This window comes from Collinsella sp. AF23-2, assembly GCF_003459245.1.
GTDB lineage: Bacteria > Actinomycetota > Coriobacteriia > Coriobacteriales > Coriobacteriaceae > Collinsella.
Genome location: NZ_QRVG01000010.1, coordinates 46,813 through 66,685 on the forward strand (window position 1 = coordinate 46,813; position 19,873 = coordinate 66,685).

General features: G+C 61.3%; 17 protein-coding genes. 5 read left to right on the top strand and 12 right to left on the bottom strand.

The annotated features are described in order from the left end of the window. Positions 1-33: 33 nt before the first annotated feature. Positions 34-1,017, top strand: a complete 984-nt coding sequence (locus DWY03_RS05625) for a zinc-ribbon domain-containing protein (RefSeq protein ID WP_117840126.1) — start codon at positions 34-36, stop codon at positions 1,015-1,017. Between the two features lie 141 nt (positions 1,018-1,158). Here DWY03_RS05625 and DWY03_RS05630 read toward each other — a convergent pair whose 3' ends face one another. From DWY03_RS05630 to DWY03_RS05660, 7 genes are all read right to left on the bottom strand, one after another. Beyond that, a complete protein-coding gene (locus tag DWY03_RS05630) occupies positions 1,159-3,753 on the bottom strand; it encodes a DNA topoisomerase I (protein ID WP_117840127.1) in 2,595 nt (864 codons plus the stop codon). A gap of 54 nt (positions 3,754-3,807) precedes the next feature. Then, a complete protein-coding gene (gene hypB, locus DWY03_RS05635; RefSeq protein WP_117840128.1) occupies positions 3,808-4,491 on the bottom strand; it encodes a hydrogenase nickel incorporation protein HypB in 684 nt (227 codons plus the stop codon). 55 nt (positions 4,492-4,546) lie between these two features. Next, positions 4,547-4,903: a hydrogenase maturation nickel metallochaperone HypA gene (hypA, locus tag DWY03_RS05640; protein ID WP_022093859.1), complete on the bottom strand. Its 357-nt coding sequence runs from the start codon at positions 4,901-4,903 to the stop codon at positions 4,547-4,549. 6 nt (positions 4,904-4,909) lie between these two features. Further along, positions 4,910-5,701 carry a twin-arginine translocase subunit TatC gene (gene tatC, locus DWY03_RS05645; protein ID WP_055285525.1) on the bottom strand — a complete coding sequence of 264 codons (792 nt, stop codon included), beginning with the start codon at positions 5,699-5,701 and terminating at the stop codon, positions 4,910-4,912. Beyond that, positions 5,701-6,273 (bottom strand): twin-arginine translocase TatA/TatE family subunit, encoded by a 573-nt coding sequence (locus DWY03_RS05650; RefSeq protein ID WP_158555265.1) that lies wholly within the window; start codon positions 6,271-6,273, stop codon positions 5,701-5,703. The genes tatC and DWY03_RS05650 overlap by 1 nt, the downstream gene beginning before the upstream one ends. 153 nt (positions 6,274-6,426) lie before the next feature. Then, positions 6,427-6,741 (bottom strand): STAS domain-containing protein, encoded by a 315-nt coding sequence (locus DWY03_RS05655; RefSeq protein ID WP_117840129.1) that lies wholly within the window; start codon positions 6,739-6,741, stop codon positions 6,427-6,429. A gap of 66 nt (positions 6,742-6,807) precedes the next feature. Beyond that, on the bottom strand, positions 6,808-8,112 hold the full coding sequence (locus tag DWY03_RS05660; protein WP_117806781.1) for an aminotransferase class I/II-fold pyridoxal phosphate-dependent enzyme: 1,305 nt from the start codon (positions 8,110-8,112) through the stop codon (positions 6,808-6,810). Between the two features lie 150 nt (positions 8,113-8,262). Here DWY03_RS05660 and DWY03_RS05665 point away from each other — a divergent pair, with 150 nt between their 5' ends. Continuing rightward, the gene (locus tag DWY03_RS05665; protein WP_022093864.1) at positions 8,263-8,517 is read left to right on the top strand and encodes a hypothetical protein; all 255 of its coding nucleotides are present in this window, start codon (positions 8,263-8,265) and stop codon (positions 8,515-8,517) included. Between the two features lie 372 nt (positions 8,518-8,889). Here the strand turns inward: DWY03_RS05665 and nhaA are convergent, their stop codons facing one another. The 3 genes from nhaA to DWY03_RS05680 form a co-directional block, all read right to left on the bottom strand. Continuing rightward, positions 8,890-10,248: a Na+/H+ antiporter NhaA gene (gene nhaA, locus DWY03_RS05670; protein ID WP_117840130.1), complete on the bottom strand. Its 1,359-nt coding sequence runs from the start codon at positions 10,246-10,248 to the stop codon at positions 8,890-8,892. Positions 10,249-10,515: 267 nt separating this feature from the next. Beyond that, positions 10,516-11,439 (bottom strand): manganese-dependent inorganic pyrophosphatase, encoded by a 924-nt coding sequence (locus tag DWY03_RS05675; protein WP_117840131.1) that lies wholly within the window; start codon positions 11,437-11,439, stop codon positions 10,516-10,518. Positions 11,440-11,560: 121 nt separating this feature from the next. Beyond that, a complete protein-coding gene (locus tag DWY03_RS05680; protein WP_231500764.1) occupies positions 11,561-12,514 on the bottom strand; it encodes an ROK family protein in 954 nt (317 codons plus the stop codon). A 282-nt stretch (positions 12,515-12,796) separates the two neighbouring features. On the opposite strand from DWY03_RS05680, the gene DWY03_RS05685 reads away from it, so the two are divergent. Next, positions 12,797-13,516, top strand: coding sequence for a GntR family transcriptional regulator (locus DWY03_RS05685; RefSeq protein WP_117840133.1), 720 nt, complete (start codon positions 12,797-12,799; stop codon positions 13,514-13,516). 68 nt (positions 13,517-13,584) lie between these two features. Continuing rightward, on the top strand, positions 13,585-14,523 hold the full coding sequence (locus tag DWY03_RS05690) for a type I phosphomannose isomerase catalytic subunit (RefSeq protein ID WP_117840134.1): 939 nt from the start codon (positions 13,585-13,587) through the stop codon (positions 14,521-14,523). 278 nt (positions 14,524-14,801) lie between these two features. Here the strand turns inward: DWY03_RS05690 and DWY03_RS05695 are convergent, their stop codons facing one another. Both DWY03_RS05695 and DWY03_RS05700 read right to left on the bottom strand, forming a co-directional pair. Then, entirely contained in the window at positions 14,802-17,702 is a 2,901-nt protein-coding gene (locus DWY03_RS05695) for an ATP-dependent helicase (protein ID WP_117840135.1), read from the bottom strand. Between the two features lie 332 nt (positions 17,703-18,034). Next, positions 18,035-19,015 (bottom strand): undecaprenyl-diphosphate phosphatase, encoded by a 981-nt coding sequence (locus tag DWY03_RS05700; RefSeq protein WP_117564917.1) that lies wholly within the window; start codon positions 19,013-19,015, stop codon positions 18,035-18,037. Positions 19,016-19,264: 249 nt separating this feature from the next. Between DWY03_RS05700 and DWY03_RS05705 the strand changes: the two genes are divergently transcribed. Next, the gene (locus tag DWY03_RS05705) at positions 19,265-19,702 is read left to right on the top strand and encodes a universal stress protein (protein WP_006235921.1); all 438 of its coding nucleotides are present in this window, start codon (positions 19,265-19,267) and stop codon (positions 19,700-19,702) included. Positions 19,703-19,873: the final 171 nt, after the last annotated feature.

A 19,873-nucleotide genomic window follows, 5' to 3' on the forward strand; every position in this document is an offset into this window, starting at 1 on the left:
GTATTGCATTGAAATGTGGCGAAAGGAGTGGCAATGTCTCGGTATTGTGCCTCGTGCGGCAAGCTTCTTGCAGATGATGCCAAGTTCTGCACCTCGTGCGGTGCACCCGTTGAGCAAACAGCCGCGAGCGATAGCCAGCCCGCTTTTGAGCAGACCGGCTCCCTTGATACGCCGCAAGCCAAGGCGGACGACTCCCTCGCCTATAGCCCCGACCCCGCCGCAAGGACCGAGGCCGTCGAGACCACGCAGCGCATACCCGTCGCGAGCGGCTCGCCCCAACAGCAGCCGGCTCCCGCATACGCGCCCGCTTCGCCACAGACCCCCGCTTCCAAAAAGAGCGGCACCGGGCCGCTTATCGCCGTTATCGTTGTGCTGGTGGCGATCATCATCGCCCTGGTCATCTTCTTTGCAATCAGACCGTTCGACAACGCCGCCACGCAGACGACTGCCGAGGTAGCTAAGCTGCACCATGACGTCGACGACGATGACCTAAAGCCTCTCGGCGATCCCAACAGCCTGTACGACGATGATGACGATGACGACGAGGATGGCGGCGAAGCGACCCTCTCCGAGCAAAACCTCTACCGTCGCCTGAGCGAGTACTACGACCTGCTCGAAGACCTCGACAACTACGTCCGTGGCTGCGCGCAGAACTTCAACGGCAACTATCTGGAAGAGGATCGAACCACCCGTCAAAATCTCGCCGACGTCGCCGAGCGCACGGAGGACACCATCGAGCAGTATTACGACATCGTCGAGGACCTGGACGTCCCGACGAGCTCCAAAAACTACAGCTCCTGGAAGGACATCATCGCCCTGTACGACGACCTGGATCACCGCATTGACGCAATCTGTGATGCCTGGGAGATCAGCCTGAAATACGCCAAGCCTGCGGACCACAAGAATGAGATCGTGGCGCCGCTGTCGCGCGACAACGTGGCGGGCACCAATGACAATAAGTACCGCCTAGACTTTGAGGAGCGCTATCCCGGCGCCAAACCCGTCGAAGTGAACTAACGCTTTGTCGTTCCCGAGCCGGCAGTTAGGGACGTTCCTAAACTGCCGGCAGAAAAAGAACGTCCCTAACTGCCGGTCAAAAAAACGAGCGAGGATCGCGGGGTCCTCGCTCGTTTTTTGGGCAATGTTTCGACTGCGCCGTTACTTGTCGGCGGTTGTTTTCTTGGCAGTCGACTTCTTCGCGGTCGTCTTCTTGGCGGCAGTGGCTTTCTTAGCCGTGGTCTTCTTGGCCGCCGTCGTCTTCTTTGCCGAGCTCGCCTTAGTCGCGGTCTTGCGGCCGCGGGCGGGCTTCTTCTCCTTGGTCGGGCAGTCCATGTTCACGCAGATGCGCCACGGGCCGCGCGCCGTGTTGACCACCACGATGGGAGCGCCGCACTCGGGGCAGGTCTCACCCGTCGCCTCGAGCTTACCGCGCGCCGGTAGAGGATAGCTCACGCCACAGTCATCGTAGTTGGTGCAGCGGATAAAGCGCTTGCCGCTCTTCTCGCTCTTGTGCGCGATCAGGTCGCCATGGCGTCCGGCCTCGGCGCACACCTTGCACTCGCCCACCTTAAGGTCAGGCTCGTAGTTGGTGGGGCACCTCGGGTTCACGCAGATCTCGAAAGCCTTCTGGCGGAACGGCTGACACTTGATGCGCGGCGCACCGCACTCGGGGCACACGGCGGCCTCGCCCTCGAGCGGGCTCACCTTGACGCCGCTCGGCACCGGATAGGTCACGTCGCAGTCGGGCCAGCCCATGCAGCCAATGAAGCTGCCGCGGGTCTTGGCGCTCGTCTTCATAACCAGGTCCTTGCCGCACTTGGGGCAGGCGCCCACGCGCGCATCGGCCGTGACGGCGTCGCTGATGGCGTCGCCGAGCTCCTGCGTATGCTTGAGCAGCTCGTCGAGCACGCCGGCCAGCAGCGCACGCGAGTGCGTCACGACATGCTCTTCGGTGTCCTCGCCGCGCTCGACGCGAGTCATGTCGCCGTCGAGCTCGCTGGTCATATCGGGGCTCGTGATGCGCGGGGCAAATTGCGTCAGCGCATCGATGATGGCGATGCCCAGCTGGCTCGGCTCAACGGGATCATTTTTGAGATAGCGCACGGCATACAGGCGCTCGATGATGCTCGCACGCGTGGACTTGGTACCCAGGCCGCGCTTTTCCATCTCCTGCACGAGCTTGCCCTGGCTGTAGCGCGCGGGCGGCTCGGTCTGCTTGGCCTCGAGTTTAATGTCGAAAACGTCGACCGTATCGCCCTGCATCAGCGGCGGCATCTGCTCGTCGCGCTTAAGTCCATACGGATACGCCTCGCGGAAGCCCGGAGTCACGAGCACATCGCCCGAAGCCACGAACGGCTCACCGTTCACGTCGAGCTCGAGCTTGGTGTTCTCGATGGTCGCGGGACCCATAAGCGTCGCCAGGAAGCGACGGGCGATGAGGTCGTAGAGCTTGCGCTGGCCGCCGTCGAGCGTGGACGGATCGCCCTCGCCCGTGGGGTAGATAGGCGGGTGGTCGGTGGTCTCGACTTTACCGCGCGTGGGCTTCATGGGACCAGCGAGTACCTTTTTGCACACGGGCGCCAGCGCCGGGTTGATCTTTGCCAGGTCACTCACCACGGCGCCCAAATCGAGCGTCGCGGGATACACGGTGTTGTCGACACGCGGGTAGCTGATGAGGCCCGCCATGTAGAGGGACTCGGCGATGCGCATGGTACGTGCAGGTGAGATGCCCTCGGCCGCGGCGGCAGCCTGCAGCGAGGTCGTCGCAAACGGCGTGGGCGGCTGCTGCTTGCGGGAGCGCTTGGTCACCGCGGCGACGGTTGCCGTCGTAGCGCCGTCGACGTGGCCGTACGCCGTCTCGGCAGCATCTTTGTCGGTAAAACGTGTCGTCTTGTGCGCAATCTTAAAGCGGTCATCCTCGGCAGCACCCTGAGCGGCACCCATGCCGCGAATCTGCCAATAGTCCTCGGGCACAAACGCCATGCGTTCGCGTTCGCGCTCGACCACCAGGGCGAGCGTCGGAGTCTGCACGCGGCCGGCGGAGCGCACGTTGCCAAAGCCGCCAAACTTGGCGAGCGTCAGGTAGCGCGTGAGCACCGCGCCCCAAATGAGGTCGATGTGCTGGCGGCTCTCGCCGGCGTCGGCCAGATTCTGGTCGAGCGAGACAAGATTATCGAAGGCCTGCGTAATCTCGGCCTTGGTAAACGAAGAATACTGGGCGCGGGCGACCGGCAAGTCGGGCGCAACCTCGCGCACCTTGTTGAGGGCGTCCGAACCGATCAGTTCGCCCTCGCGGTCGAAGTCCGTGGCGATAATGACGCTGTCGGACTTCTTGGCAAGGTTCTTGAGCGAGCGGATGAGCTCCTTTTCGGCCGGCAGCTTAATGACGGGCGCCCAGGTGAGGTAAGGCAGGCTCTCGAGCTTCCAGCCCTTGATGGAGATACCATCGGCAAGGAACGGCTTGCGCTTGGTATCGTACGGCGGGCGAGCCAGGCCATCGGGCATATCGGCCGGCAGCATCTCGCCGTCCTCGGTAACCGAATACCAGCCCAGCTTTTTATCGAACAGCACGCTGTCGCAAAAATCGGGCGCAAGGATGTGACCGGCAAGGCCGATGGTCACGCACTCCTCGCCCTTCCACTCAAAACGGTAGATGGCGGTGTTGTACACCTTGTCCTTTTTGGGTTTGCCCGTGGACAGACGCTCGGCAATCTGACGCGCGGCGTCGTTTTTCTCTGCGATGATGAGCTTCAAAAGAGGCTCCTATCTCGTGTCTCTGCGGCTACGCCCGCCCGTATGGCGGCCGACTTACGCCCTTGCTTGCTCAATCTGCCCGATGAGCCAATCGCACCAGGCATCCATGCCCTCGCCCTTGCGCGCGCTCACGGCAAACCGCGGCGCCTGCGGATTGAGGTCATCGAGTGTCTTAGTATACCTATCCATGTCAAAATCGAAAGCCGGAGCCACGTCGACCTTGTTGAGCAGCTGCGCGCCGGCGTGTTGGAAGATGCCCGGGTACTTGATGGGCTTGTCGTCGCCCTCGGGCACCGAGAGAATCATGATGGACAGGTTCTCGCCCAGGTCAAAGTCGACCGGGCAGACCAGGTTGCCCACGTTTTCGATAAAGATGACGTCGATGTTCTCCAGACCGACGGCCTGGTCGAAGGCATCGACGGCCTCCATGATCATGTTGCCCTCGAGGTGGCACAGGCCGCCCGTGTTGATCTGAATGGCGGACATGCCGGCTTCCTTCATGGTGATGGCGTCGACGTCCGAGGCGATATCGCCCTCGATGACAGCACAGCGCAGGCCGGCTTTGTCACGCAGGCGCTCGTTGGTGCCCAGAATCGTGGTGGTCTTGCCCGAGCCGGGGCTCGACAGCACATTGATCACGTAGGTGTTTGTCTCATTAAATCGCTGACGCAGCTGATCTGCCAGGCGCTCGTTGCGCGACAGAATCGGCGATGCAATATCAATCGTTTTCTCGGCCATACTTAGCGCTCCTTACTTTGGCCCCTTTATACCCCATCACCAGATGGCTAGCGGGCTAATCGTCGGGGGTTTCGATTTCGATACTTGCGATATCGAGCTCGCGGCCGTGCAGTAGGCGCACGTTGGCACCACCACACTGAGGACAGCGACAGTGGAAGCGATCGTGGTCGAAAACCTCGCCGCAGTCCAGACACTCGCTTTGTGGATGGACCTCCTCCACGGCAAGCTCGCAGCCGCGCGTGAGCGGGTCCTCGTCGCGAAACGTCTCCCACGCAAAGTCGAGCGCCTCGCGCACGACCTCGGTCATATCCCCGATACGCAGCGTTACCAAAACGGCGCGCGAGGCCCCCGCCCCACGCGCCGCGCGAATCACTGTATCGAGTATGCCGTTGACAATGCCAACCTCGTGCATACCGATTTACTCCTCGTCGTCCTCGTCGTCCGAGAACAGGTCCAGACGGCTCACGAACAGGCCCTCCTTACCCTCGCGCGCGGTAATGACCACGCGAGCGATGGCGAGCGAAATCTCGTAGAGCGAGAGCAGGGCGCCATACATGAGACCCAGCGTAACGGGCGAGCCGTCGGGCGTGATCACAGCCGAACCCACGAGCAGGCCTACGTACACGTAGCGCCAGGCGCTGCGGAAGGCCGCATAGGACACGATGTGGAAAACGGACAGGTAGAAGATGATGAGCGGCAGCTCAAACGCCACACCAAAGCCGATCATAAAGAGCAGCTCCATGTTGACGTAGTTCTCCAGATCGGGCAACGCCGTAGCGACAGCCGAGGTCTCGCCGATGAGCCACTCAAAGCCCGCCGGGATAATGATGAAGTAGCAGAAGATGGCGCCCAGGAAGAACAGCACCGTCGAGGCGAGCACCGTGGGTACGACCCATTTGCGCTCGTTGGGGCGCAGTGCCGGCAGGAAAAATGCCAGAATCTGCCAGATGATCATGGGCGTGCACATGACCACGGCCATCTTGATGGCCAGCGAGAAGCGCAGGCCAAAACCGCCGAGCGTGGTGGTGATGTAGAACTTACCGTCCGGCACAAACGAGCGGATGGGATCCTCGAGGATATCGAGCACCACGGGCGTGGCAAAGTACAGCACGATGGCGGCGGCAAACACCGACACGACCACGATGGTCAGGCGGCGACGGAGCTCTCCCAGGTGATCGAAGAGCGGCATACGCGCAGGTCCGATTGGCATTACTCATCGCCTCCCTTCGGAGCATCGGCGGCAGCAGTCTCGGCAGCGTCCTCGGCCTCGAGCTCGCGAGCGAGCTGGTCGACGACAGCCTTGCGCTTGCGGGGACGGCGGGCGTAGAGGTCAGCCGTCGTGGGCTCTGCCGGCTCGGGCTCGGGCTCTGCAGCAGGCTCGGGCTCGACGGCAGTAGCAGGCTCTGTACCCTCGGCCTCATCAACAGCGCCTTCGCCCTCAGCAGCACCCTCGCTTGCGGCCTTCTCGGCAGCAAGACGGGCGCGACGCTCGGCAAAGGTCTCCTTCTTGGCGGGCGCTGCCGTCTCGGCGGCATCCTCGTCCGCATCGGAATCGTCGTCGGTCGCAGCAGTCTTCTTGGGCTTGACCGGGGCCGACGCGGCCTCGCTCACCGGATCGATAATCTCGGACTGAACAACGGCCGTCATCTTTTCCTGCGTCTCGCGGAACTGACGGATGGCACGGCCGATCGTGCGGCCCATCTGCGGGAGCTTATCCGGGCCAAACAGCAAAAAGCCGAAGACCACGATGATCGCGAGCTCACCCTCTCCAATACCAAACACACATACCTCCAAGGCTCGATGTGAGTCGAGCCCGCACCGCGCCATTCGGCCGGAACTCGTCTATTCATTCGGTCAAGTATAGCGCCCGGACGCCAAAACGTCCGAGCGCATCACAAACATATGCCAAACGGCACGCCCTTTTGGGGGCAAAGATTATGCAGCGGTGATCGAAATCTCCTGGTCGACACCCAACAGCTGAACCACGCGCATCACCGGGGGCTGCATATTCGTGCAGCTAAAGCGCTTGCCGTGGTCAACCGCGTGGTGTGCGGCGCCCACAAGCACGCCAATGCCCGTCGAATCGATGTAGCTCACCTGGGCAAAATCGAGCTCAACGGCCTCAGTGGGCTGCTCGAGCGCCAGGTCGATGGCATTGCGCAGGCTATCGGCGTTAGAGATATCGATCTCACCGGTCACCTTAATGGTGTAGAGCTCTGGCGTGGGGTTGGTTGAAATACCCAAATCCATGTATACGCTCCTTTACGTATCGAAAGTGCGGATAGTACTAGGCGCGGACTTGCGGGGTCCTACGCGTTAGGCGCGCTCGGAACGCGCAAGCTCGGCAGCGACGAGCTTGACGGCCAGCACCAGCACATCGAGCGCGGCCTCCAGGTCCTCGACCGTGGGATAGCTCGGCGCGATGCGGATGTTGGTGTCGCGCGGATCCTTGCCATAAGGCCAGGTGGCACCAGCCGGCGTGAGCTTGACGCCCAGGTCGGCACAAAGCGCGGCGACCTTCTGGGCCGAGCCCTCGGGGCCATCGAAACTCACAAAGTAGCCGCCATGGGGATGAGTCCAAGTGGCGCAACCCGTGTTGCCCAAGCCCTCGGTGAGTTTACGCTCAACGGCCTCAAAGCGCGGGCGCAGGAACTCGGCATGCTTTTTCATGTGCTCCTTGACCGCCTCGATGGTGGGAAGGAAACGCACGTGACGCAGCTGGTTGAGCTTGTCGGCGCTAATAAGACCGGCCTTCAGGCGCTTGGAGAACTCGGCGATGACCGCGGGGCTCGCACCGATAAAGCCGATGCCGGCACCCGGGAAGGTGATCTTGGACGTCGAGGCAAAGGCCACCACGCGGTCCTCGGTGCCCGCCGCGCGGGCAAGATCGAAGATGTTGGCGAGCTCGTCGGTCTCGTCGTACAGGTCGTGCACGCAGTAGGCGTTGTCCCAGAAGATGCGGAAATCGGGCGCGGCCGTGGGCATCTCGACCAGGCGACGCACAGTGTCCTCGCTAAAGGTGATGCCCGTGGGGTTGGAATACTTGGGCACGCACCAGATGCCCTTGATGGAGTCGTCGGTGGCAACCAGGCGCTCAACCTCGTCCATGTCGGGGCCGTTGTCGGTCATCGCGACGGGGACGTTCTCGATGCCCAAGTCGGCGGTGATGCCAAAGTGGCGATCGTAGCCGGGAACGGGGCACAGGAACTTGACCTTCTTGCCGTCGTGCGCTGCCTCGTAAGCCTCCCAAGGGTCGCTGCCGCACGAGCCGCAACGCCAGAACATACCGGCGATATCGTGCTCGATCAGCAGGCTCGATGAGCCCAGTACGAGCGTCTGCTCGGCAGGACAACCCAGGAACTCCCCCGCCAGCTTGCGTGCCGAGGGAATGCCCTCGAAGCAACCGTAGTTGGAGCAGTCGACATTGCCGTCGTGCAGATCGGCATCGGCATTGAGGATATCGAGCATGGGGCGAGAAATGTTCACCTGGGAGGGCGACGGCTTGCCGCGCGCCATGTCGAGCGCCAGGCCCTTGGCCTTGACCTCGGCAACCTCGGCTTTAAGCGCCTCGATGGCGGCATCGAGTTCGGTGGTTTCCATCTTCTGGTAGATCGTCTGCATGGGGTGCGACCTTTCGCGAAGCGGTACGTTGCAGTTCGTCTAAGTATAGACCGCCATCGTCGCAACGTTATGAAGCCGTGATAGATTAAGTTCATCGCAATCAATTACGAATCGCCGCGCATGCCGGCGTGGGGCGCCCAAGGAGGCACTATGGAGTACGGATCGTTTCAGGCCGAGGAATTCGGCGACTTGCAGCGCCTGGTCGACGGACTGTTTTACGACCGCCACGCCATCGACCGCCTGGATCTGATCGTACAGGCCGAAATCTTGGACCTGGCGCCCGACCTCATGGAGATCGTGAATCTTTTGCCGCCCGGCTACTACGACCGCCAGTCACTTTGCGACCAGCTCAACTCCGCCTTGGCCGCCCACGGCTGGGGCGCCGTCTACGGCACCGTGGAATAAGCCTCGAGGCCGGCATTTGGCCCGTTTCCCGACCCTGGCGAGGCTTGTTTTAGGGCTTGTGGCCAAAAAAGGGCAAATATGAGTACTGTCACCTTTTTAGTAGCAGCGTTTCTTGGTCGAAATCGGCAAAACTCGACTTGAAACTCCCTAATCACCGTCAGCTAGCGCCAAATTGGAAGTCGATGGTCACTCATTAACGTACAGTTCTTATAACTTTGTTCATTATTTTCCGCACCTAAAATGATACGCCGTTTGTGACAGTACTCACAAACGGCGTTTTTTGACCACTGGCGTGTCTGGCAGGCGGCAAGCACCGCCCGAATCCGCATTTTGAACGCGCCCGAATCGGTTCTGGAGCCGGTTTTCGCGCTCTTACTCGTCTTTGGGCGAGGGATGCTTGCAGACCACGCTCATGTAGATCATGCCGAGCACGGCTGCGGTGACCGAACCGGCGAGAATAGCGGCCTTGGCTGCAAGAACCTCAAACTGGGCCGTCGGGAAGGCAAGGCCGCTGATGAGAATCGACATGGTAAAGCCGATACCGCCCAGAATGCCCACGCCGGCAATCATGTGCCAGTTGACATTGTGCGGCAGCTCGCAGGCCTTAAGCTTAACCAGGGCAAACGTCATGCCAAAGATTCCGATCGGCTTGCCCAGCAGCATGCCAAAGTACACGCCGAGCGTCACCGGGTCGGTGAGCAGCGTGCTCATGTCCACGCCCACTAGGCGAACCTGCGCGTTCACGAACGCAAAGATCGGCAGAATCACAAAGTTGACCGGCGTGGAGATCAGACGCTCCATGCGGATGAGCGGCGGGGTCACGCGGTGCATGACGCGCTCGACCTTGGTGGTCGAGACGGTAAAGTCATGCTGACCCAGGATGTGCGCCTCGTCATCGTAGCGGTCATCGAGCAGCGGCAGGCACTCCCCCAACCAATCGGTGAGGCTATCGAGCTTGACGCCGCACTTGGCCGGGATGGTGAAGGCCAGGATGACGCCGGCAAGCGTAGCGTGCACGCCGCTCTTGAACATGCAGAACCACAGCAGCAGGCCCAGCACCGAGTACGGGGCAAGGCGGTAATGCTGCGTCCTGTTGAGCCACACGAGCGCGCAGGTCACAAGCGCGGCGGCGCCCAACCAAAACGGATTGGGGCTCTGACCGTAGAAGATGGCGATGGCGGCGATGGAGATGAGGTCGTCGGCGATGGCGAGCGTCGAGAAGAACACACGCACGCCGTTGGGCACGCGATTGCCCAAAAGCGACAGCACGCCCAGCGCAAAGGCAATATCGGTTGCCATGGGAATGGCCCAGCCGTTGTGCGCGCCGGCATGGTTAAAGATCAGATAGATGCAGGCGGGAACGACGACGCCGCCCACGGCCGCCAGCATGGGAAGCATAGCCTGGCGCGGGTTTTTGAGCTCGCCGACCGTCATTTCATACTTGAGCTCAATGCCCACCAGCAAAAAGAAAATCGCCATGAGGAAGTCGTTGACGAAAAGCTCAACGGTGAGACCGGCCGTAAGGTTGCCCAGACCCACATACAGCGGGGTCTCCAAAAAGTGATGGATGGCCTCGTAGGCATCGGTATTGGCGCAAATGACGGCGGCGATGGCGGCGAAGACCATGACGGCGGCGGAAATCGTGCCGTTCTCGGCGATGCGCTCCCAGATGTCGTGGCGCTCAAAACGCTTGCGCTCACGAACGTTGAACAGCTGCTCAGTTGCTGCCATGGGCGGCTCCTTTCACGGGAAAGCTCCCGTCTTAAAAAAGCACGGCCCGCCCAAGTGGCGGCGCCGCGCTCTAACGTATTACGCTTGCATCTAGCCTACCCTGCACGACAAGCACGCAGGCGTGACCGAAAAGCGGAACCACAGGTTGAACATTATTTGCTCAACGGCACGGGCACGCCTGTCCAAGAGACAACGCGGCGCCGCGCACAAAAAACGACCGGAGCGCGGGGCGTCCGCGATCCGGTCGTGGCGTTTGGTCAACTAAACCTAGCAGGCGGCCATGATGGGGGCAGCGACCTGCTTCTTACGGGAGAGGACGCCCGGCATCCAGACGCCGTCGTGCTCGTCGGCAATGCCCAGACCCTTCTGAGCAGCCTCGGTCTCGCCCTCGAGCAGGACCTGCGAGCCCTCCTCCATGATGTCGGTAATGCACAGGACAATGCCGTCGGCACCCTTCTCGGCGGCGTAGGCGCGCATGGCCTCGCGGATCTCGTCAATCATGCCAAGCGCACGGCTCTTGTCGACGGTCTCGTACTGGCCGATGAGCAGCTTCTTGCCGGCGGGCTCGAACATCTTGATGTCGTTGCCGACCATCTCGGCTGCAGTGAAGGAGCCGGACGGACGGGTGAGGAAGACCTCCATGCCAAACTTGACCGGATCGACGCCCACCTGCTCGCCGAGCTTGGCGGCGACGGCGCGGTCGACATCGGTGGTGGTGGGGCTCTTGAGCATGAGCGTGTCGGTCATCATGGCCGAGAGCAGCAGCTTGGCCTGGACGTCGGAAAGCTCAACGCCGAGCACGCCGGCAAGCTTGGTGACGATGGTGCAGCTGGAGCCCCAGGGCAGGCAGATGTAGTGCAGCGGACCGGCGGTCTCGAAGTCGCCGATGCGGTGATGGTCGATGACGCCAAAGACCGTGGCGTCCTTAAGGCCGGCGACGGACTGGGCAGACTCGTTGTGGTCGGTGAGGACGACGAGCTGACCGGCCTCGACGGAATCAATCACGCGGGGCTCGGCAATGCCAGCGTCGGCGAGCAGCTTGGCGGACTCGGCCGGAAGCTGACCAAGGGCGCAGGCCTCGTAGGTGTTGCCGGCATACTCAACCTGGTTGAGCAACTGGGACAGGACGAGTGCGCTCATGATGGCGTCGTTATCGGGGTTCTGGTGACCAAAGACAAGAACGTTTGCCATGGATATCCTCCACTTGATATGTGTACTTGGACGTAGCTATGGTAGCACGCCGATGCCGAGCCTTCGCAGACGGAAGGGCCACGGCATATTTTGGGGCGCAGCCTTGGCCTCCTTGCACCAGCTATTTGCCGGCGGCGCGCAGGGCTACGTAGGCGGCACCGATGATGCCGGCGTCGTTTCCGAGCGAAGCGACCTTAATGGGCGTCTCGCGCGAGGCGGAAAGCGCGTACTGCTTAAAGTGCTCGCGAACCTTGTCGAGGTAGACATCGGCCGAGGCAGAGGCGCCGCCGCCGATGAGGAACATCTCGGGATCAACCACGTTGGCAATAAGCGCCAGTGCGCGACCGAGATAGTCGGCCATGGTATCGGCCGCGGCCAGCGCAAGCTTGTCGCCCTCGCGGCAGGCCTGGAACACGTCCTTGGAATCGGAGGGGCCGGTGAGCTCGATGGGGTCGACGCCCGCCTTCTTGCACTCGGCAAGGTAGTTGCTCACCACGCCGGTGGCGCTGGAATACTGCTCCAGGTGGCCATGGCCGCCGCAGCCGCAGGTGCGCTCCTCAGCCGGGTTCAGGCACATGTGGCCGATCTCGCCGCCAGCACCCACAACGCCCGATACCACATCGCCGTTAACGATAACGCCGCCGCCCACGCCGGTACCGATGGTGACCATAACTACGTTCTGCACGCCCTTGGCAGAACCGAGCCAGGCCTCGCCCATGGCAGCGGCGTTGGCATCGTTCTCATACTTAACGACCGCATCGGGGCAGTGCTCCTGAATGGCGACCCTCAGCTCGGGCAGGTTAATGGCAATGTTGGCCTTGACCTTGGCATCGCCCGACGCCGGGATGGGACACGGAACGGCCAGGCCAATGCCCGCCACAAAGGCACGCGGAATCTGTGCCTTGGCGACCACCTGGTCGATAGCCTCGGTCACCGCGGCAAAGCCCGCAGCGTCAACGATAGGAGGCGTGGGCACGCTGGCCTTGGCAAGCAGGTTGCCGTCCTCGTCGAACAGGCCCTCCTTAACCGAAGTGCCGCCGACGTCGATGCCGATGTAGTACTGCTTAGGTTCCATGGGAGCCCGCCTTTCTCGTTTAAACATTGCCTGTATGGTACCGCTCCCAAGGCAAAAACCTACCAAAAAGGGACAGGTTTGTTTTGGCAGGTTTTATCTGGGAAAACGCGAATGGCCGCTTAACACGACATTACTCAGATGTTTATCTATTTAGAGCGCTCTAATTTATATGCAAAGCGACTTTTAATTATATCTTTCTCGAACTTTTTAAATATATAATAGGGATGCTTAGGTGTTAACTATACTTTCTTTTATACTCAACCAAGTTGGAAAGGAGGTTCCATGATTCCCAAATACGAGGCGATAGCTGCAGATATTCGTCGCACTATCGAGGATGGCGCTCTTAAACCGGGCGACAAGCTTCCTACCGTCGTTGAGTTCTGCAAGCTCTATAACGTTTCCAAAATCACCGTCAAACGAGCTATTGAACAAATCACCGAAGAAGGTCTTATTACCAGCCGGCGTGGATCGGGTACCTACGTTAAGGACACGGCGGGGCTTCCCGGCCAGGCGTTTTTCCAGGGCAAAAACGACCGTGCCCAGGGTTTTTCGTATGAGCACCGCGGGGAGAAGGTGACCTCGGTGGTCTACGATTTCTCGATCGTTAATCCACCGGCGGACATCGCAGCCCAGCTGGGAATTGCCGAGGATGACTTTGCCTATCACGTTGTGCGCGTGCGCCAGGCCGATGAGAAGCCCATCGTTATCGAGTACACCTACATGCCCCTCGAGCTGATTCCGGGGCTGAAAAAGAAGGACCTGTACGGATCGGTCTACCGCTTCATCCGCGAGCAATGTGGGCTGAAGATTTCGAGCTTCCACCGTACCATTCGCGCCGTGGCAGCAACCGAGGAAGAAGCCGAGCGTCTGGACACCAAACTTGGCTCTCCCCTGCTCGAGCTCACCCAAATTGGCTTTTTGGACAGCGGCGCCGCCTTTGAGTATTCGATCTCGCGCAACGTTGGCGACCGCTTTGAGTTGCACAACGTAACGTTGGCATAGGTTTTTGTAGTCACGCGGGCGCTCGTTTTGAGCTGTTTTGTGCAACGCCCGCGCAACATAATGGGGGTATGAATATGTCCGATTTGATTAAACTGACGCCGATCTTCCACGAGAAGATCTGGGGTGGCCGCCAGCTCGAAACCGTATTTGGTTACGACATTCCCGAAGGTCCCATCGGTGAGTGCTGGGCCATCTCGGCCCATCCCAACGGTGACTGCCAGATTGCGGAGGGACCGTACGCCGGCCACACGCTGTCGTGGCTGTGGGCCGAGCACCGCGAGCTCTTTGGCAACTGCGAGGGCAAGGAGTTCCCGCTGCTCATCAAGATTCTGGACGCCAAGGACGACCTTTCGATCCAGATTCATCCCAACGACGAGTACGCCGCCGAGCACGAGAACGGCAGCCTGGGTAAAACCGAGTGCTGGTACGTGCTGGATTGCGAGCCCGGCGCCACGATCATCGTCGGCCAGCGTGCTAAAGACCGCACTGAGGCCGCACAGATGATCAAGGACGGCCGCTGGGACGACATGCTCAACGTACTACCGATCCACAAGGGCGACTTTTTCCAGATTGATTCCGGTACCGTTCACGCCATCAAGGCCGGCACGCTCATTTTGGAAACGCAGCAGTCGAGCGACGTGACGTATCGTCTGTACGACTATGATCGCCCGGGCACCGACGGCAAACTGCGCCCGCTGCACATTAAGCAGAGCCTCGACTGCATCGACTTTGACGTCCAGGCCCCGGTCGATGGTACCGTGACCGCGCCCGAGGTGGACGGCGTGACCGAGCTCGAGTCTAACCCCTGCTACACCGTCGATCGCGTGCGTGTCGACGGCAGCAAGATCCTCGACCAGCGCTGGCCCTTCATGTGCCTGTCGGTCATCGACGGCGAAGGCACCGTCTGCGGCGACCCCGTCCACAAGGGAAGCCACCTGCTGGCCCCGAACACCGTCAGCTCCATCGACCTCGAAGGCAAGATGGAACTGATCATCAGCCACCTCTAGGTCGCAGCAACAACCAAAACGCAACAAGGGGCTCCCCCGTCCACCAACGGAGGAGCCCCTTATCCATATATATCAGCCCACCCGGCTCTCCAGATCAAAAAAGCGGACGAGCAGAGCGACGTTCGCAAGCAACGTTATCTAAGGACCTGGGCGGGCGTATGGGGCAACATCGATCGCGAGTTCCGCACGAGCCGGAGAGCACTTAATGTGCTCTCCGTGCGAGCAGGACTGCCCGAGCAGGCGATGTTGCCCCATACGCCCGCCCAGGTCCGCCGGGATCACGACAGCTTGACGATCGGAGCAAAGCCCTTCATAAGCTTTTTGGTCTGGCCGGTCTTTTCGAATTGGACCTCGATCATGTCTCCGACGACCGAGAGCACGGTACCCGTGCCAAAAGTCTTGTGGCTCACGGTATCGCCCGCGGCAAAGTCCTGCGATGCGCTGGCACGATCGACCTTGCGCTCCACCGTCGGGGACACCTTGGACGACGGCTTTTTGGCTCGCGGCGCACCCGAACCAAAGGTCGAGGCAACACGGCCGGCATCGGGCGAAACCCCACGATGGCGCTCGGTCCCGTAGCTGCTGCCGCCAAAGAAATCGTCAAAGCTCGATCCACCACGTGAACCAGAACCGCCGGTCGAGCGCGTATGCGAACCAAACACCTTGCCGCCATACATGTCCGAGCCCATACCCGATCCAAAGGTGCCGTGTCGGTCGCCGCGTTTCTCCCAGCCCGTGCCCTCAAAACCGGCAGAACCGATGCCGCTAAACTCGATATCCTCAAACGGAATCTCGTTGAGGAAGCGCGAGCGCGGGTTGGCAGAGGTCGAGCCGTAGGTGCGACGCGTGGCCGCATAGGTCAGGAACAGGCGCTTGCGAGCACGCGTGATGGCGACGTAGGCCAAGCGACGCTCCTCCTCGAGCTTGCCCGGATCGTCACTACCGCCAAAGTCGTGCACGTGCGGGAAGATACCCTCCTCCATGCCGGCCACGAACACCGCCGGGAACTCCAGGCCCTTGGCGGAGTGGATGGTCATCATGGTAATGGCATGCGTCTCGCCGGCCAGGGAATCCAAGTCGGAGCGCAGGGCCAGCCACTCCATGAGCGCCGGCAGCGCCTTACAGGTGAGCGGACCGTAGGTGCGCTCGATCTCGTCGGCATGCACGGCACCCGCCGGCATCTCCGTCGGCGCGGCATACGCGTTGCCCGCGATGGCGGCGGCCAGGGCATCCTGCGGAGACAGCGCCGGAGCGGCCAAGCTATCGAGCGGATTGGAGCCCGCGGCGTCACGCGCGCCAACGAGCGCCTCAAACGAGGATACCGGGGCAGATGGCCCCGGTTCGGGCGCAGGCGCGCTCACCACGACAGGCTCGGGCTCGGCGCTAGCAGGCACATCGGCAACACCGGCAGCGCGCAGCTCTTCCAAGCTCTCGAGCGTACCTTCGATATCCTCGTGCGTCTCCTCAAATTCGGCGGCGACGCCCAGGAATTCCTGGATGTTCTCGGCGCGGCTCTCGGACTCCATGGTGCCCTCGGCGCGGAAAGCCTGCAGTAGGCCCGTCTTATCGACAATCATCTCGACAACGTCCTTGAGCTCGCCGTCCATGCGGCGACCCTCGCGCACCAGCGACACAAAGCTCGACAGGCCATTGCGCACCTTGGCGCTAAACATACCGGTCTCGGCGCACGCGATCTCGCAGGCCTGGAAGAACGAGCAGCGGTTGTCGCGCGCCAGCTGCTCGATCTTTTGGATCGAGGTGGAGCCGATACCACGGCGAGGTGTGTTGATGACGCGCTTGACGCTCATCTCGTCGGCCGGGTTCACGATCATCTTGAGGTAGGCCATGACGTCGCGGATCTCGGCACGGTCGAAGAATCGCGTGCCGCCCACAATCTTGTAGGGCACGCCCGCGCGCAGGAACATATCTTCGAGAATACGCGACTGGGCGTTGGTACGGTAGAACACGGCGATGTCGTCGTAGCTCGTGCCCTTGGAGTGCAGCTTCTCGATCTCACCGGCAATCCAGCGGCCCTCGTCGCGCTCATCGCTCGCCTGGAAGGCCTGGATCTTCTCGCCATCGCCCTCGGCCGTAAACAGGCGCTTGTCCTTGCGCTGCGAGTTGTGGCGCACCACGGCGTTGGCGGCGCTCAGGATGTGACCCGTGGAACGATAGTTCTGCTCCAGCTTGACGGTCTTGCAGTTTTTAAAGTCCTTCTCAAAGTCCAAGATGTTGGTGATGTCGGCGCCACGCCAGCTATAAATGGACTGGTCATCGTCGCCTACGACCATGAGGTTTTGGTACTTGGCGGCCAGCAGGTTGGCGATCTCGTACTGGACGTGGTTGGTGTCCTGATACTCGTCGACGCTAATGTAGCGGAAGCGCTCTTGGTACTTATCGAGCACCTCGGGACGGGTGCGCAGCAGCTCGAGCGCGCGCACGAGCAGGTCGTCGAAGTCCATCGCATTGGCGGCGCGCAGGCGGCGCTCCAGCTCTAGGTAGACCTGCGCGGCCTTTTTGTCGTTGGGGCTATCGGCGCTCTTGAGCATGTCCTCGGGGCCGATCATGGCGTTTTTGGCCGAGCTGATCTTGCTGCGGATCATGTTGATGGGGAACTGCTTTTGCTCGATGCCGAGCGCCTGCATAATGTCACGCACCATGCGCTTTGAGTCATCGTCATCGTAGATGGTGAACTGGCCGGTGTAGCCCAGCAGGTCGGCGTCCTCGCGCAGCATGCGCACACACATGGCATGGAAGGTGCACACCCACATACCGCGGGTGCCGCTGGGGATGAGCGCTGCCAGACGCTCGCGCATCTCTGCCGCGGCCTTGTTGGTAAACGTGATGGCAAGAACCTGCCAAGGCTTAACGCCCAGATCGCCGAGCATATGTGCGATGCGGAAGGTCAAGACGCGGGTCTTGCCCGAGCCGGCGCCGGCGAGCACCAGCAACGGGCCCTCGGTGGTCAGGACGGCCTCGCGCTGGGCGGGATTAAGGCTGTCGATGTCGACGAGCGGCTTGGCGGGTTTGGGTGCCGGCGCAGGAGCGTCGTAGATGTCGAGCGGAACGAGCTCGGGCTCCGGCGCAGCAGGGGCGGTGTATGCATCGAGCGGCACGGGTTCCGGCGCGGGCGGCACGGGTACCGCGGCGTTCTTTTCCCAGGGCAAGGGCTGGGTCATGGGCGACTCCTCATCTGACGGACGGCGCGCCTGCGGGCAGCGCCATAGTTTGAGCCGTACCAGTATACCGAGCCGCGCGGACACCGACGCAAATCACACCACGACTCCGTGCGCCGCCGTCGGACCCGCCCCAGCGGATTTGGTGCAATGGGGTCAGGTTAGTCTGCACCAATCAATTGACAATCACGAAACCGCCGATGTCATGGCAGCAGCAGCGAGCGGTGGCCGGGGCGAACAAATTGGCATGAAAAGGGGCGGCATAGACCTTTTGGTCATGCCACCCTCTTTGAATGACAAGTTGTCGCTCTGGCCGCCGCGCAGCGTCAACCAAGTTACAGGCCGAGCATGGGCTCCAGAACGAAGAAGTATGCGAGCACTACGATGCCCAGGATGATGCGGTAAACGCCGAAGCACTTGAAGTCGTGACGGCGGACGAAGCCCATGAGCCACTTGATGGCGATGAGCGAAACCACAAAGGCCACAACGCAGCCCACGCCCAAGATGGCGATCTCGTTGGTGCCGAACGTGCCGCCCTTGATGAAGTACTTGACCAGCTTGAGCGCACTCGCGCCAAACATAACAGGAATAGCCAGGAAGAACGTAAACTTAGACGCCACCGAGCGCGTGCAGCCCAAAAGCAGGCCGCCGATGATGGTAGAACCGGAGCGAGACGTACCAGGCACCAGCGAAAGCACCTGGAAGCAGCCGATACCCAGCGCAGTCTTCCAGCTGAGGTCCTCGAGCGTGGCGATGGAACCAAAGTCCAGATTCTCGTCATCGTCCTCATCCTCAGCGGTAGCCGTGGCGGACGCCGCAAAGTGCGCACCGGCGGGACGTCCACCCGACACCACAGCACGCGAACCAAACGAACCGGCAACGGCCATTTCCTCGCGCTTGCTCGCGCGCCAGTTCTCTATCACGATAAACAGCACGCCGTACACAATGAGCGCCAGCGCCACGACGGGAGCGTTGTAGAAATGCTCCTCCATCCAGTCGTTGAGCGGCAGGCCGATCGCCGCCGCAGGAATGCAACCGAGCACAATCTTGCCCCACAGCACCCAGGTGTCGCGACGGCCCTCCTTGCCCTTGCTGGGCGAGAACGGGTTGAGCTCGTGGAAAAACAGCACGCAGACGGCCAGAATGGCGCCGAGCTGAATCACGACCAGGAACATATTCCAGAACGTCTCGCTCACGTTCATCTTGACGAACTCGTCCACCAAGATCATGTGACCCGTCGACGAAACGGGCAGCCATTCGGTGATGCCCTCGACCAGGCCCATGAAGGCAGATTTTAGAAGCTCGATAATATCCAAAGGGACCCCCTCGTTAGACACCCGCCGGTAGATGTTCTGCGGACGATGCGGGCGATGTCCCATTATCAACCGTTGGCGGTGCGACCGCGCCTACCCTTACCAAAAAACTCGCCCGTTCACAGAATTGCGAGCAGTTAAACCGAAATCCTTGGGTATAACTGCAACAAGATAAAGTGTCCGGCGGTCAACGCACCCGCGCCCGCCCGACGCACGAGCCCCGCGCCCGTGCGATAGACCAAGGAGGAAACCATGAACGAGGGCTACACCAAGGTATTTGTTTCACTCGACGGTACTGAGCAGCAGGATTTTGTGCTCGCACGCGCCATCAAGGTCGCCGCGAACAACGGCGCCAAGCTGATTATCGGCCACGTTATCGATTCCACGGCACTCGAGAGCGCCGGCTCCTATCCGGTCGACCTGGTCAACGGCCTAGAGGAGGCATTTAAGAACTCCATCGCCAAGCAGCTCGAAGAGGCCAAGGCCAATCCCGACATTCCCGAGGTCGAGGTCATGATTCGCGCCGGCCGCATTCGCGAGACGCTCAAGGACGAGATGCTCGACGTGGTCAAGCCCGACCTGGTGCTCTGCGGCGCTCGCGGCCTGTCCTCGATCAAGTATGCGCTTCTGGGTTCGATTTCGACGTTCCTGCTGCGCAATACCGACTGCGACATTTTGGTCGTAAAGTAGCGTTGCTCCCACCGGCCGCGGGGCCTGCGGGGTTTCCACGGGCACGTCCTCGCCGCGTTGCGGCTGCGGGATGTGCCCTTAGGAAACCCCTCCCGGCCTCGCGGCCTTCGCAGCCTTACTTCAGCGAGTTGGCTGATAAAAGATGGCGTGCCGCCCCGTTTGGGGCGGCAC